Origin of the sequence: Xanthomonas sp. WHRI 7064 (genome assembly GCF_040202355.2) — a bacterium.
In the GTDB taxonomy this organism is placed as follows: Bacteria; Pseudomonadota; Gammaproteobacteria; order Xanthomonadales; family Xanthomonadaceae; genus Xanthomonas; species Xanthomonas arboricola.
This window is the reverse complement of the sequence record NZ_CP167821.1, coordinates 2,253,565-2,268,350: the sequence shown is the minus strand read 5'-3', so window position 1 is coordinate 2,268,350 and position 14,786 is coordinate 2,253,565. Positions and strand designations below refer to the sequence as shown.

Here is a 14,786-nt window from a genome sequence, read left to right as displayed (position 1 = left end):
AGCTCAGTGAGTCGAGCGCGCGGTGCCCTCACCGCTTGCGGGACACGCCGTGAATCCGTCCATGGAGGCTCCTTGGCGGCATGCATGCCGCCAAGGGTCCCGCAACCGGCAAGGACACCGCACTAGGGAGTTGGTCGGCTGCTTTCTTGAAAGCGTATTGCTCGGCTTGCGAAGGGAAAATGGTCAGGGGTTGATCGAACGCTTAGTGATCCGACCAGCGCACGTCCTGCGTCGCTTCCACTATGACACCGACCATCTCCACTGGTCCTTGCCCGCCCACCGTCGCGGGACCTTACGCGGCATGGATGCCGCGTAAGAGCCTACAAGGACGTACTTGCGGCGTGTCCTGCGATGGTGGGCGGGCAAGGGCCCTGCAGCAAAGTCGCAGATCACCCGCTCTGCGACTGATGTATCCGCACTATTCAAGCCTATCGAAACACAGCGCCTGAAAAAACGAGACCCTGGAATCGTTGCCGCGTTCAGAAGCGATCAGATGCTCAGATCAAAAGCTCGATGAGTCGAGTGCGCGGTGCCCTCACCACTTGCGGGACACGCCGTGAATCCATCCATGGAGGCTCCTTGGCGGCATCCATGCCGCCAAGGGTCCCGCAACCGGCAAGGACACCGCACCAGGAAGTTGGTCGGCTGCTTTCTTGAAAGCTTGTTGTTCGGCTCGTGATAGAAGATTGTTGAACGCGCAATCCGAACAACGCGCATCAAGCACTGCTCTTATCGCGCAAACCGACCATCTCCACTGGTCCTTGCCCGCCCACCGTCGCGGGACCTTACGCGGCATGGATGCCGCGTAAGAGCCTACATGGACGTGCGGCGTGTCCTGCGATGGTGGGCGGGCAAGGGCCCTGCAGCAAAGTCGCAGATCACCCGCTCTGCGACTGATGTATCCGCACCATCTAAGCCCATCGAAGCACAACGCCTGAAGAAATCGAGACCTACAACCACGCACACCGACTACCTCGAAAGTCCTTGCCCGCTCACCGTCGCGGGACCTTACGCGGCATGGATGCCGCGTAAGAGCCTACACGGACGTACTTGCGGCGTGTCCCGCGATGGTGGGCGGGCAAGGACCCTGCAGCCAAGCGGCAGGACCACGCGCTCTACACTTGATCCATGTGCACTATCCAGCCACTGGGAACAGAACACCCAAAGCAACCAACGCTTCATGCAATAGTTTTTGTCAGCTGCTCTTAAAGATTTCGTTTTGCCGCCGATATCAAGGCGACGCCGGGACAACCGTTCCGGCGCCTTCCCGCATCCACAGTGCCTGTGCCCATGTCCCAAGGCGATACCTCAGAGCTGGACCACGATGCCGACCACCTTGCCGAAGGTGACGAGCGCTATCTGCTGCGCAACAAACGGCAGATCCGTGGCCTGCTGCGCCAGTTGCTCGACCAGCGCGCCATCGTGACCATGCATGTGGCCGGGCGCGACATGGCCGTGCCCACCGCCGTGCTCGAGGTGGACGAAGACGACGACTGCGTGATTCTGGACGGCAGCCACAACGAAGCCTCCAACCGCGCCATCCAGGACGCCAAGTACCTGCTGTGCTATGCGCAGCTGGAACGGGTCAATATCCGCTTCCGCCTGGAAACGCCCGAGCGGCTGGAGCGCGACATCCACGTTGCCTTCCGCGCCGAGCTGCCCGAGGCGATGTATCACCTGCAGCGTCGCGAGTCATACCGGCTGGAAACGCCGATCACCGACTCGCCCGTCTGCATCATTCGCCAGGATGAAGCACAGGGCGGCAATCTCAACCTGCAGCTGCGCGTGATCGATATCAGCAGCGGTGGCCTGGCGGTCTCGCTCACCGATGGCATGCCCCTGCTCGAACCGCAGCGCACCTACCGCAACTGCACGCTGCAGTTGCCCGACACCGCGCCGATCACCCTGCCGCTAACGGTGTGCAGCCAATACAAGCAAACCCTGCCCAACGGCAGCGAAGGTTTCCGCGTCGGCATGCAGTTCAGCGACCTGCCACGCGGCGCCGACGAGACCATCCAGCGCTATATCTTCCGGGTCGACCGCCAGCGCAATGCGCGCAAGAGCGGCGTGTTCTGAACCCACCCGCACCAGCCACGGCGCGCGGCTAAAGTTGCCCTGCGCTGCGCCGATGTTGCTAGGGCAATCCTCATCCGCATGCTTTTCCTATAGCTGCAATCCGACACTCAGCCGCAACGCCCGGAGTTTCCATGAACGACAAAAGCACGACCACCGGCACCGGTGGTGAATTCCTCAGCTTCGCCTTGGGCGAAGAACACTACGGCGTGGACATCCTGAAGGTGCAGGAAATCCGTGGCTACGATTCGGTCACCCGCCTGCCCGACGCACCGGACTACATCAAGGGTGTGATCAACCTGCGCGGCACCATCGTGCCGGTGATCGACCTGCGCCTGAAGCTGCGCCTGAAAGAAGCGCGCTACGACGCCTTCACCGTGATGATCGTGCTCAACGTCGAAGACCGCGTGGTCGGCATCGTGGTGGACAGCGTCTCGGACGTGATTCCGCTCAACGACGACCAGATCCGCCCCACCCCCGAATTTGGCGCCTCGGTCGACACCCGCTTCATCTCGGGCATCGGCACCCAGGACGATCGCATGCTGATCCTGCTGGATATCGAGACCCTGCTGGACAGCACCGAGCTCGGTCAGCAGCAGCTGGCCGAAGAAGCGGCCTGATTCAGACCATCTGGTGTCGGGAGCTTCCCGACACGAGACGCACAACGAAGTTGAAGTGAGATAGAAATCACGTTTTTCGGATTCAAGTTGAACGGCGGCTAGCCGATAGCTGAATAGAAGCCCGCGTACACAAACGGGTCACCGTTCGACTTTTGATTCTGGAGAATCCCAATGAAGTTCCTGCTCTCGCTCCTCCCCGTCGCTGCTCTCGTGATCGTTGCTCCCACGCTGTCGGCTCAGTCGCAGGAAATGATTCCGCCGGAAATGGCGACCCGTTTCGTCGGCAAGGACGGCATGGTGTGCGGCAAGGTCGAAAAGGCCAAGTACGCCCAGAGCTCGGAAGGTGAACCCACCTTCCTGTACATGGGCGGCATGTTCCCGCGTCACACCTTCTCGGCCCGCATCGACGGCGCCAACCGCGGCAAGTTCAGCTTTGCCCCGGAAAGCCTGGAAGGCAAGGACGTCTGTGTGCTCGGCAAGATCCAGCGCGACAGCTCGCGTGCCGAAATCGAAGTCAGCTCGCCGGCCAGCCTGAAGCTGGCCACCATCAAGTAATCGCCCACAGATCGCCACGCCCTCGCGCGTGGCGATCTGCTGTTTGCGGTTATGCGCACTGACTTCTATCGGGGAATCGTGTCAATGCAATGGATCAACAATCTGAAATTGATGCCCAAGCTGATGCTGGCGTTCGGCATCGTGCTGCTGATCATGCTGGTGCAGGGCATCATCGCCTATGCCGGCCTGGCGTCGCTCAATAACGTCACCCGCGATCTGGCCGGCAATACCATGTCCAGCGTGCGCGAAGCAGGCGACCTGCGCGGCATGCTCGGCGAATATCGAAATGCGTCTTATCAGAATCTGGTGCGCGCCAGCGACTCGGTCAAGCAGGAAGCCAAGGTCCGCGCCAAGCGGCTCCATGGCGAAATCGAAGCCACGATCAAGGGCTACCCCCGCCTGATCGAGAGCCCGCAGCAGAAGAAGTTGTTCGACGTGTTCGTGGCGGACTGGAAGAAGGCAGCGGCCTCCTACGCCAGCGTCGACGAAATGGTCGAGCTCAATCTGCCCGACGATGCCGTCGACACCTTTGTCGGCGAGACCCGCACCCTGCACAACAAGGCCAAGGATTCGCTGGCCGCGTTGATCGTCGAAGACAACAAGTTGGCGCAGGCTGCCAAGAGCAAGGCCGAAAAAGTCCATGCCACCTCGGTCTCGCTGACCGTGATGGTGCTGTTGATCGGCATCGCCGGCGGCCTGGGCCTGGCATTCCTGTTCGCACGTTCCATCGTCAAGAGCATGCGCGGCGCCGTTTCCACCGCCACCGAAATCGCCAGCGGCAAGCTGGACGGCCAGATCAATGTGCGGGGCCAGGACGAAGTGGGCGAACTGATGCGCTCCATGCACCGCATGCAGCGCGACCTGAAGGAACGCATCGAACGCGATCAGAAGATCGCCGACGAAAACCTGCGCATCCGTACCGCGCTGGACAAATCGTCCACCAGCACCTTCATCACCAACGCCGATCGGGTCATGATCTACGCCAACGAGGCGTTCATGAAGCTGGTCACGCATTACGAAGGCAGCATTCGTCTGTCCTCGCCCGATTTTGAAGCCAGCAAGATCATCGGCCAGCACATCAGCTATCTCGGCCTGCCCGAAACGACCGTGCGCAAGGCCATCGCAGCACTGGAACGCGACGGCATCACCAGCTTCGAAGAGCGCTACGGCGAGTTTGTGATGATGCAGACCGTCACCGTCATCAAGAACGAGCAGGGCGAAAGCACCGGCGATGTCTGCGAATGGCGCGACCGCACCATCGAAGTCCAGGTTGAAGAAGAAGTCGCCCGCATCGTGCGTGCCGCCGCCAGCGGCGACATGAGCGGCCGGGTGGAAACCGACGGCAAGCAGGGCTTCTTCCTGCAGCTGGCCCAGCAGCTCAACGGCCTGCTGGATGCCAACGCCGGCAGCCTGGAGCAGATCTCCGCGCTGCTGTCGGCGCTGTCGCGCGGCGACCTGACCGTGCGCATGCACGGCGAATTCAGCGGCGTGTTCGCGCAGATGCGTGACGATGCCAATGCCACCGCCGAGCAGCTGGCCGACATCGTCGGGCGCATCAAGGTCTCGTCCACCGCGATCAACTCGGCGGCCGGCGAGATCGCCTCCGGCAACAGCGACCTGTCGCATCGTACCGAGCAGCAGGCCGCCAACCTGGAAGAAACCGCTGCCTCGATGGAGGAGCTCACCTCCACCGTCCGGCAGAACGCCGAAAGCGCCCGTCAGGCCAACCAGTTGGCCATTGGCGCCACCGGCGTGGCCTCGCAGGGCGGCGACGTGGTCTCGCAGGTGGTCACCACCATGTCGGGCATCGAAGCCTCGTCCAAGAAGATTGCCGACATCATCTCGGTCATCGATGGCATCGCGTTCCAGACCAACATCCTGGCCTTGAACGCAGCGGTGGAAGCCGCCCGTGCCGGCGAACAGGGTCGCGGCTTTGCCGTGGTCGCCTCGGAAGTGCGTACGCTGGCACAGCGTTCGGCCGGCGCGGCCAAGGAGATCAAGGGCTTGATCGACGACTCCGTGCACAAGGTGGCCGAGGGTTCGGCACTGGTGCGCAAGGCCGGTGCGACCATGGCCGAGATCGTGGCCAGCGTGCAGCGCGTGACCGACATCATGGGCGAGATCTCTGCCGCCTCGCAGGAACAGTCGGCCGGCATCGAGCAGGTCAACCAGACCATCACCCAGATGGACGAAACCACCCAGCAGAACGCCGCCCTGGTGGAAGAAGCCACTGCGGCCGCACGCTCGATGGAAGAGCAGGCCGGCCATCTGGCCGAAGCGGTGTCGGTGTTCAAGCTGGACGAGCCGGCCGCCCAGGCCTCCCCGGCCGCCCGCGTGCGCCCGGTCGCCTCGCGCCCGGTGGCGGTGAAGTCCGCAGCCAAGCCGGCGGCGCGCGCAGCGGCCACCTCGTCACGGCCGGCCAAGCCGCAGGCCGCGTTGGCCGACGGTAACTGGCAAGAGTTCTGATCCACCGCTGTCCCCCACAAAGCCCCGGCACTGCCGGGGCTTTGTGTATCTGCGCTCGGCGCAGCGCGCACTGCCCCGCCGCCGGGTGCGATCGCACCGCCCACGCCGCGCCGGGCACCGTCAGCAGACCCGACTGTCTGCAATACGTGATTGGTGCTTCAGTTGCATGACCACGTGGCCGATATCCAGTCATAGCTAACGACGCGCATGGATATGACGACCACCTCGACTTCCGCTTCAGACACACGCGAATTTGATTTTGGCGACCGCGATTTCAAGCGCGTCTGCGACCTGATCTATCAGCGTGTCGGCATCGCCCTGGCTCCGGCCAAGCGCGACATGGTGTATGGCCGGTTGTCGCGTCGTCTTCGCGTGCTCGGCCTGCGCTCCTTCCGCGACTACCTGGACCAGCTGGAAGCAGGCAACGACGAGGAGGAATGGCAGGCGTTCACCAACGCGCTGACCACCAATCTGACCTCGTTCTTCCGCGAGCCGCACCACTTCGACAAACTGCGCGAAGAACTGCAAAAGCGCGCCTCGCAGGCGCCGTTGAAGATCTGGTCGTGCGCGGCTTCGACCGGTGAGGAGCCCTACTCCATCGCCATCACCGCCTGCGAAGCCTTCGGCACCTTGACCCCGCCGGTCAGCATCGTCGCCACCGACGTCGACACCCAGGTGCTGGAAACCGCCTCGCGCGGCGTCTACGCCATCGACCGCGTCGCCTCGCTGGACGCATCGATCAAGCGCAAGTACTTCCAGCGCGGCAGCGGCCCCAACGAGGGCAAGTGCCGGGTCATCCCGGCCTTGCGCCAGCTCATCGAGTACCGCCAGTTGAACCTGCTGGCACCGCGTTACGACGTAGGCGGCCCGTACGCGGCGCTGTTCTGCCGCAACGTGATGATCTATTTCGACAAGCCGACCCAACGCGGCATCCTGTCGCGGCTGGTCAGCCACATGGGCGACGACGGTCTGCTCTACACCGGGCACTCGGAGAACTACCTGCACGCGGCCGATCTGATCCAGCCGTGCGGGCGCACGCTGTATCGGCGCAGCCCGCGCGCGGGAGCGTCTGCATGAGTACCGCTGTGCAGGTCGACGATGTCATGCGCTACCGCGATTCGCGGTTCCAGACCATCACCGCCAAGCTGCTGCCCACCCAGTACCTGGTGGTCGACGACGACACCGCGTTGACGACCACCTTGGGATCGTGCGTTGCCGCCTGCCTGCGCGACCCGGTCCTGAAGATCGGCGGCATGAATCACTTCCTGTTGCCGGAGGGCCAGGTCGGCGATGGCGCACCCGCGCGTTACGGCAGTTATGCGATGGAGTTGCTGATCAACGACATGCTCAAGCGCGGCGCGCATCGCAAACGCATCGAAGCCAAGGTCTTCGGTGGCGCCAACGTGCTCAAGGGCTTCACCAGCAACCCGGTCGGCACCCGCAACGCCGAGTTCGTGCGCCAGTACCTGCAGGCCGAACACATTCCCATCATTGCCGAAGATCTGTGCGGCATCCATCCGCGCAAGGTGTGGTTCTTCCCGACGACCGGACGCGTGGTCGTGCAGCGTTTGCCGCATGCACACGAAGCCGAAGTCGCCGCCGCCGAATCGGCCGTGCGCGCCCGTCTGTCCAAAGCACCGGTTACCGGTGGAGTGGAGTTGTTCGAATGACGCTGGAAACTCCTGTGCGTGTATTGATCGTCGACGACTCGGCGGTCGTACGCCAGATGCTGACCGAAATCCTCTCGCGCGATGCCGGCATCGAGGTGATCGGCTCGGCCGCCGACCCGATCCTGGCGCGCGAAAAGATCAAACGCCTCAATCCGGACGTGATCACGCTGGATGTGGAAATGCCGCGCATGGACGGTCTGGTGTTTCTTGAAAACCTGATGCGCCTGCGCCCCACCCCGGTGGTGATGATTTCGTCGCTGACCGAGCGCGGCGCCGACACCACCTTGCAGGCCTTGTCGCTGGGTGCGGTGGATTTCGTCTCCAAGCCCAAGATCGACGTCGCACGCGGGCTGGAAGGCTACGCGGAAGAGATCGTCAGCAAGGTCAAGATGGCCTCCAAGGCCAGGGTCAGCGCGCTCAATCGTCCCAGCGCGCCCAAGGTCACCCTGGACATGCAGTCCGCGCCGGTACCCGGCAGCGCGCTGCGCTTCCGCACCACCGACCGCCTGATCGCCATCGGTGCCTCCGCCGGCGGCACCGAAGCCCTGCGCGTGGTGCTCGAACACATGCCCGCCGATGCCCCGGCGGTGGTGATGACCCAGCATCTGCCGGCCAGCTTCAGCACTGCCTTCGCCGAGCGCCTCAATCGCCACTCGGCGATGTCGGTGCGCGAGGCCAGCGATGGCGAGGCGATCCTGCCGGGCCACGCCTACCTGCCGCCGGGCGGCCAGCACTTGCGCATCATCCGCGACGGTGCGCGCTGGCGCTGCCGCATCGACGACGGCCCGCCGGTCAATCGCCACAAGCCGGCGGTGGACGTGCTGTTCCGCTCCGTCGCCGCCAACGCCGGCCCGAATGCGGTCGGCGCCATCCTCACCGGCATGGGTGACGACGGTGCACGCGGCCTGCTGGAAATGCTGCAGGCCGGCGCGCCCACGCTGGTGCAGGACGAAGCCAGCAGCGTGGTGTGGGGCATGCCCGGCGCCGCCTACAAGCTCGGTGCCGCGCAGGAAGTGGTGCCGCTGAACCGCGTTGCCGAGCGCCTGATCGCGCTGTCGGCACAGGCACGCTGATCCGGCATGATGGCCCGTCCCCCGCATCCGACCCAACAGGCGGCGGCTCCCGGCATTACGGGAACCGCCTCGCTGGCGACGGCGGATGCGCCGGCAGATCACGCGCCCGCCCCCGGGACGATCAAGCCCGGCCCGCTCACCGCGGGCATAACCAGGCCCGACGAACATCCCGACGTCACGCGCTCACGCCTGCTGGCCGAAGCGCTGGACGGCAGCAGCAGTGCGATCCTGATCTGCGATCTGCAATCGCGCCTGCTCTACGCAAATGAAGGCTTCCAGCGCATGTTCGGCTACACCGAAGCCGAACTGGTGGGCAAGCGTCCGTCGGACGTGCTCACCCGCGCGCAAAGCGGCCAGGAAGAAGTGGCGCGCATCCGCGACCGCGCCGACGCGTTGCAGCAGACCCAGGCCGACCTGCTGGTGTACCGCAAGGACGGCACGCCGCTGTGGATCTCGCTCAACTTCAATCCGATCTACGACGCCCGGCATCTGCCATCGCATTACGTGGCGGTGCTGACCGACATCACCGACACCAAGATGCATGAGGTGCTGCAGCACCGCGTGCTCGAGGCCCTGGTCCAGGAGCGGCCGCTGATCGAGGTGATGACGCTGATCTGCACCGAGGTCGAGCGCATCGCACCGGACGTGCTGGCCACGGTCATGAGCGCGGACAATCAGGGCTGCCTGCACTCGCTGGCTGCCCCCAGCCTGCCGCCGGAATATGCCGATGCGGTCAACGGCTTGAAGATCGCGCCGGGTGCAGGCGCCTGCGGCACGGCCGCCTGGCGCGGCCGCCCGGTGATGGTGGAAGACATCGCCACCGACCCGCTGTTTGCGCAATTCCGCGAACTCTTGCTGCCGATGGGCTTGCGCGCGTGCTGGAGCACGCCGATCCGCTCTAACAGCGCACGCGTGCTCGGTACCTTCGCGCTGTACTACCGCAAGGCGCAGCGTGCCGATGCCTGGCACGTACGCCTCACCGACCTGTGCCAGCAGCTGTGCACGCTGGCGCTGGAACGCGAACAGATCCGCCAGCGCGTGCATCAACTGGCGTTCTACGATGCGCTGACCGGCCTGCCCAACCGCATCATGTTCAGCGCACGCGCCGAGCAGGCACTGACGCAGGCCGAATACGCCGGCGAACCGGCCACGTTGATGTTCATCAACATCGACCGCTTCAAGTTGATCAACGACAGCCAGGGCCATGCCGCCGGCGACGGGTTGTTGCGCGACATCGCCTTGCGCATCGGCGAACAGCTGACCGCCACCGCCATGCTGGCGCGCCTGGCCGGCGACGAATTCGCGCTTGCGCTGCCGCAATGCAGCGCCGAGCAGGCCAGTGCCGCCGCAGAACGCGTGCTGGGCACCATTGCCAGGCCGCTGCCGGTCGGGCACATGACCGTGCATCCGTCGGCCAGTATCGGCGTGGCGATGTTTCCCGAGGACGGGCGCGACATCAACATCCTGCTGCGACATGCCGATCTGGCCATGAATCGCGCCAAGCAGGAAGGCGGCGGACGGTTCCGCTTCTTCAGTTCCGACATGAACCGCATGGCGCAGGAGCGCGTTGCGCTGGAAGCGGAGCTACGCCAGGCGATCGACCGCGATCAACTGCAGTTGCACTACCAACCGCAGTTGCACAGCGCCGCGCCGCACGCGCTATACGGCGTCGAAGCGCTGTTGCGCTGGAATCATCCGCAAATGGGCGCCATTTCGCCGGCGCGGTTTCTGCCCGTGGCCGAAGAACAAGGCATGATGCCGCAGCTCAACGACTGGGTGCTGCGCAGCGCCTGCCGGCAGATCGCCGATTGGCGCAAGCGTGGCGTGCCGGTGTCGCGCGTGTCGGTGAACCTGTCGGCGAGCAGCTTCGAAAGCCCGCGCATGCTCAGCGACCTGTTGCGCCTGATCGCCGACATGGGCGCGCAGCCCTCCGACCTCACCCTGGAAATGACCGAGAGCGTGATGCTCTCCGGGCAACCCGGCGTCCTGGAAAACCTGCACGCCATCCGCGAAGCCGGCATCTCGTTGTCGCTGGACGACTTCGGCACCGGCTACTCGAGCCTGAGCCATCTGCATCGCCTGCCGATCGACGAACTCAAGCTGGACATGAGCTTCGTGCGCGACATCGAACACAGCGAAGACGCCCGCGCCCTCACCACCTCGGTGCTGCGCATCGGCGAGCATCTGCGCAAGCACGTGGTTGCCGAAGGCGTGGAAAACGAAGCCCAACGCCTGTTCCTCGCCGACCTCGGCTGCGAAGTGCTGCAGGGCTATCTATTTTCGCGGCCGTTGCCGGCGGCGGCACTGGAAGCCTGGTTGGGCGCGCAGTCTTAGAGCGGCTCACGACACTACGTCGTGGTTTGGCAGGCTGTTCTCATAGCGTTCTACGCCCACATCAGCAGACCGAAGCAAATTGCCGGAAGGCAAAGCATCTGATCTGGTGCTTCGGTGCAGGGTCCTTGCCCGCCCACCATCGCAGGACACGCCGCAAGTACGTCCTTGTAGGCTCTTACGCGGCATCCATGCCGCGTAAGGTCCCGCGACGGTGGGCGGGCAAGGACCAGGTGAGGCGGTCGGTGCTCATGGTTGCAAGCAACACACGGTGTCGTTCTGATCGCCAGATCAGCAGCACATCATTAAAGCGGTGCTATGCCTGAGCGCTGCCTTCCAGCGCGTGCCTCTCCATCCGCGTCGAATCCGATGCCACGGTGCGCTTCAACCAACCCAGCAACTGCGCGGTGACGAAGGCCGGATTCTCCAGCGATGCGATATGTCCGGCATCGGGGATCAGCTCGTAGTCGCAACCGATCACCTCAGCCATCAACCACAATTCTTCCGGCGGGCGCGGAATATCGTCTGCGCCGCCGAGCAGGAAGGTGCTGGCCGGATTCAGCGCGGACATTGCCTCCAGGCGATCCGCGCGCCCGAAGATCAGCCGGCCCAGCGGCACGATAGATGTACGCAACTGCTCGGCCGAGAGCGCCGCCAGACGCTGCGCAAACGCAGCCGGCAGCGCGGAATTCAGATCGATGCCGGGCCGGAAAAAGATCGGCACGATGGCCTCGATCAACGCGGGCGTCACCTGCCCGGCCGCTTCGATCGCATCGAGCAGAGCGAAATAACGCGTTTGCGTGGCCTGCGGCTCGGCACCCAGGAAGGTATCCATCAGCACCAGGCTGCGCACGCGCTGCGGTGCCAGCAGCGCCAGTTCGGCGCCCCACATGCCACCGACCGACAGGCCGACCACCGCGCATTGCGGCAGTTCCAGCGCATCCAGCAACAGCAGCATCTGCTTGGCAAGATCGCCAACCGTCTGCGTGCCCGCTGGCAGCGCTGCCGATTGCCCGTGCCCCCACAACTCGGGAACGATGACCCGATAGTGCTGCGAAAGCGCCTGGATCTGCGGCTCCCACATGGCCGCGTCCCAGAGATAACTGTGGCCAAGCAACACCGGAAACCCTTGACCGTATTGTGCGTAGTGCAGCGTTTGACCAGCGATCGTGCAAGTGGGCATTGGAGATCAATCAGAGCGATGGGAGCGGCGCCACTCTAGACCTCCGGACTTCAGATTTTTGTTGCAATGCGATAGCCGAGTTAACTGCGATTGCCTTAATTCCCGACATTACGTAGCTAAAACGAAGTCATCGCCCGAATAACGAAAAACGCCCGGCATTGCCGGGCGTTTTCGAACAGGTGATCAAGCAGCTGGATCAGGCAGCGACGGTGTCGGCCACGTCCTGATATTCCTGGATCTGATCGAAGTTCATGTAGCGGTAGATCTGATCGCCACTGGTCTTGATCACGCCCACATCGGCCATGTATTCGTCCTTGGTCGGGATGCGGCCCAGACGCGAGCAGATCGCCGCCAGTTCCGCCGAACCCAGGTACACGTTGGTGTTGCGGCCCAGACGATTCGGGAAGTTACGCGTGGAGGTGGAGAACACCGTGGCGCCCTCGCGTGCCTGCGCCTGGTTGCCCATGCACAGCGAGCAGCCCGGCATTTCCATGCGTGCACCAGCCGCGCCGAAGGTGCCGTAATGGCCTTCCTTGGTCAGCTCGGAGGCGTCCATCTTGGTCGGCGGCGCAACCCACAGACGGGTCGGGATGTCGCGCTTGCCTTCCAGCAACTTGGCGGCGGCACGGAAGTGCCCGATGTTGGTCATGCACGAACCGATGAACACCTCGTCGATCGCCGCACCGGCCACGTCGGACAGCGTCTTGACGTCGTCCGGGTCGTTCGGGCACGCCACGATCGGCTCGTGGATGTCGGCCAGGTCGATCTCGATGACGGCGGCGTACTCGGCGTCGGCATCGGGCTGCAGCAGCTGCGGGTCGGCCAGCCACTCTTCCATCTTCTTGATGCGGCGGCCCAGCGTGCGTGCATCGGCATAGCCTTCGGCAATCATCCAGCGCAGCAGGGTGATGTTGCTGGTCAGGTATTCGATGATCGGCGCCTTGTCCAGGTGCACGGTGCAACCGGCCGCCGAACGCTCGGCCGAGGCGTCGGACAGCTCGAACGCCTGTTCCACCTTCAGGTTCGGCAGGCCTTCGATTTCCAGGATGCGGCCGGAGAAGATGTTCTTCTTGCCCTGCTTGGCCACGGTCAGCAGACCGTCCTTGATCGCATACAGCGGGATCGCATTGACCAGGTCACGCAGGGTCACGCCCGGCTGCATCTCACCCTTGAAGCGCACCAGCACGCTCTCGGGCATGTCCAGCGGCATCACGCCGGTGGCGGCGGCGAAGGCCACCAGGCCGGAGCCGGCCGGGAACGAAATGCCGATCGGGAAACGCGTGTGCGAGTCGCCACCGGTGCCGACGGTGTCGGGCAGCAGCATGCGGTTGAGCCAGCTGTGGATCACGCCATCGCCGGGACGCAGCGACACGCCGCCACGGGTGGAGATGAACTCCGGCAAGGTGTGGTGGGTCTTGACGTCGACCGGCTTCGGATAGGCCGCGGTGTGGCAGAACGACTGCATCACCAGGTCGGCCGAGAAGCCCAGGCAGGCCAGGTCCTTGAGCTCATCGCGGGTCATCGGGCCGGTGGTGTCCTGCGAGCCCACCGAGGTCATCTTCGGCTCGCAATAGGTGCCCGGACGCATGCCCTGGCCTTCCGGCAAGCCGCAGGCGCGGCCGACCATCTTCTGCGCCAGCGAGAAGCCCTTGCCGGTGTCCGGCGGGTCCATCGGCAGGCGGAACAGGTCAGAGGCCGGCAGGCCCAGGAACTCGCGCGCCTTGGCGGTCAGGCCGCGGCCGACGATCAGCGGAATGCGGCCACCGGCGCGCACTTCGTCGAACAGCACGTCCGACTTCATCGCGAACTCGGCGATCACCTGCCCGTTCTTCAGCGCCTTGCCGTCATACGGACGCAGCTCGACCACATCGCCGTGCTCCATCTGCGACACGTCCAGCTCGATCGGCAACGCGCCGGCGTCTTCCATCGTGTTGTAAAAGATCGGGGCGATCTTGCTACCCAGGCAGACGCCGCCGAAGCGCTTGTTCGGAATGAACGGAATGTCCTCGCCGGTCCACCACAGCACCGAGTTGGTCGCCGACTTGCGCGAGGAACCGGTACCGACCACATCGCCCACGTAGGCGACCAGATGGCCCTTGTCCTTGAGATCGGCGATGGCCTGGATCGGGCCGCGCTTGCCGTCTTCTTCCGGCTCGAAGGCCGCGCCGTCGCGCTTGTTCTTCAGCATCGCCAGCGCGTGCAGCGGGATGTCCGGGCGGGTGGTGGCATCCGGGGCCGGCGACAGGTCGTCGGTGTTGGTCTCGCCCGGTACCTTGAACACGGTGACGGTCATGCTCTGCGGCACTTCCGGCTTGCTGGTGAACCACTCGGCGTCGGCCCAGCTCTGCAGCACGGCCTTGGCATGCGCATTACCGGCTTCGGCCTTTTCCTGCACGTCGTGGAAGGCGTCGAACACCAGCAAGGTGTGCTTGAGCGCTTCGGCGGCGGTGGCGCCCAGCTCGGCGTTGTCGAGCAGGTCAATCAGCGGCTGTATGTTGTAGCCACCCAGCATGGTGCCGAGCAGCTCGGTTGCACGGGTGGGGCTGATCAGCGCGGTTTTCTCGGTGCCGAAGGCCACCGCGGCCAGGTACGAAGCCTTGACCTTGGCGGCATCATCCACGCCGGCCGGCACGCGCTGGCTGAGCAGCTCGACCAGGAATTCTTCTTCGCCCGCCGGCGGAGCCTTCAGCAGCTCGATGACCTCGGCGGTCTGCTGCGCGGTCAGCGGCAGCGGCGGGATACCGAGCGCGGCGCGCTCTGCAACGTGGTGGCGGTAGGCTTCCAACATGCGGATTCTCCGAAAGACAGCAGTGAA

10 protein-coding genes are annotated in these 14,786 nt (G+C 64.4%); 8 read left to right on the top strand and 2 right to left on the bottom strand.

Annotated features, from left to right (window positions below):
- The first annotated feature begins 1,290 nt into the window (after positions 1-1,290).
- From ABQY74_RS09815 to ABQY74_RS09780, 8 genes are all read left to right on the top strand, one after another.
- Positions 1,291-2,076: a flagellar brake protein gene (locus ABQY74_RS09815; protein WP_016904901.1), complete on the top strand. Its 786-nt coding sequence runs from the start codon at positions 1,291-1,293 to the stop codon at positions 2,074-2,076.
- A gap of 131 nt (positions 2,077-2,207) precedes the next feature.
- A complete protein-coding gene (locus tag ABQY74_RS09810; RefSeq protein ID WP_016904902.1) occupies positions 2,208-2,693 on the top strand; it encodes a chemotaxis protein CheW in 486 nt (161 codons plus the stop codon).
- 249 nt (positions 2,694-2,942) lie between these two features.
- A complete protein-coding gene (locus ABQY74_RS09805; RefSeq protein WP_372358778.1) occupies positions 2,943-3,248 on the top strand; it encodes a hypothetical protein in 306 nt (101 codons plus the stop codon).
- 84 nt (positions 3,249-3,332) lie between these two features.
- Positions 3,333-5,714 carry a methyl-accepting chemotaxis protein gene (locus tag ABQY74_RS09800; protein ID WP_349794730.1) on the top strand — a complete coding sequence of 794 codons (2,382 nt, stop codon included), beginning with the start codon at positions 3,333-3,335 and terminating at the stop codon, positions 5,712-5,714.
- 207 nt (positions 5,715-5,921) lie between these two features.
- Positions 5,922-6,791, top strand: coding sequence for a CheR family methyltransferase (locus ABQY74_RS09795; RefSeq protein ID WP_024937700.1), 870 nt, complete (start codon positions 5,922-5,924; stop codon positions 6,789-6,791).
- A complete protein-coding gene (cheD, locus tag ABQY74_RS09790) occupies positions 6,788-7,384 on the top strand; it encodes a chemoreceptor glutamine deamidase CheD (protein WP_024937701.1) in 597 nt (198 codons plus the stop codon). Before ABQY74_RS09795 ends, cheD begins: the two co-directional genes overlap by 4 nt.
- A complete protein-coding gene (locus ABQY74_RS09785) occupies positions 7,381-8,457 on the top strand; it encodes a chemotaxis response regulator protein-glutamate methylesterase (protein ID WP_047128639.1) in 1,077 nt (358 codons plus the stop codon). Before cheD ends, ABQY74_RS09785 begins: the two co-directional genes overlap by 4 nt.
- Before the next feature lie 6 nt (positions 8,458-8,463).
- The gene (locus ABQY74_RS09780) at positions 8,464-10,791 is read left to right on the top strand and encodes an EAL domain-containing protein (protein WP_349794727.1); all 2,328 of its coding nucleotides are present in this window, start codon (positions 8,464-8,466) and stop codon (positions 10,789-10,791) included.
- Between the two features lie 313 nt (positions 10,792-11,104).
- Here the strand turns inward: ABQY74_RS09780 and ABQY74_RS09775 are convergent, their stop codons facing one another.
- Together ABQY74_RS09775 and acnB are read right to left on the bottom strand one after the other, a co-directional pair.
- Positions 11,105-11,971 carry an alpha/beta fold hydrolase gene (locus ABQY74_RS09775; protein WP_349794725.1) on the bottom strand — a complete coding sequence of 289 codons (867 nt, stop codon included), beginning with the start codon at positions 11,969-11,971 and terminating at the stop codon, positions 11,105-11,107.
- A 196-nt stretch (positions 11,972-12,167) separates the two neighbouring features.
- Complete coding sequence (gene acnB, locus ABQY74_RS09770) at positions 12,168-14,759, bottom strand: bifunctional aconitate hydratase 2/2-methylisocitrate dehydratase (RefSeq protein ID WP_024937705.1); 2,592 nt, start codon at positions 14,757-14,759, stop codon at positions 12,168-12,170.
- Positions 14,760-14,786 lie beyond the last annotated feature (27 nt).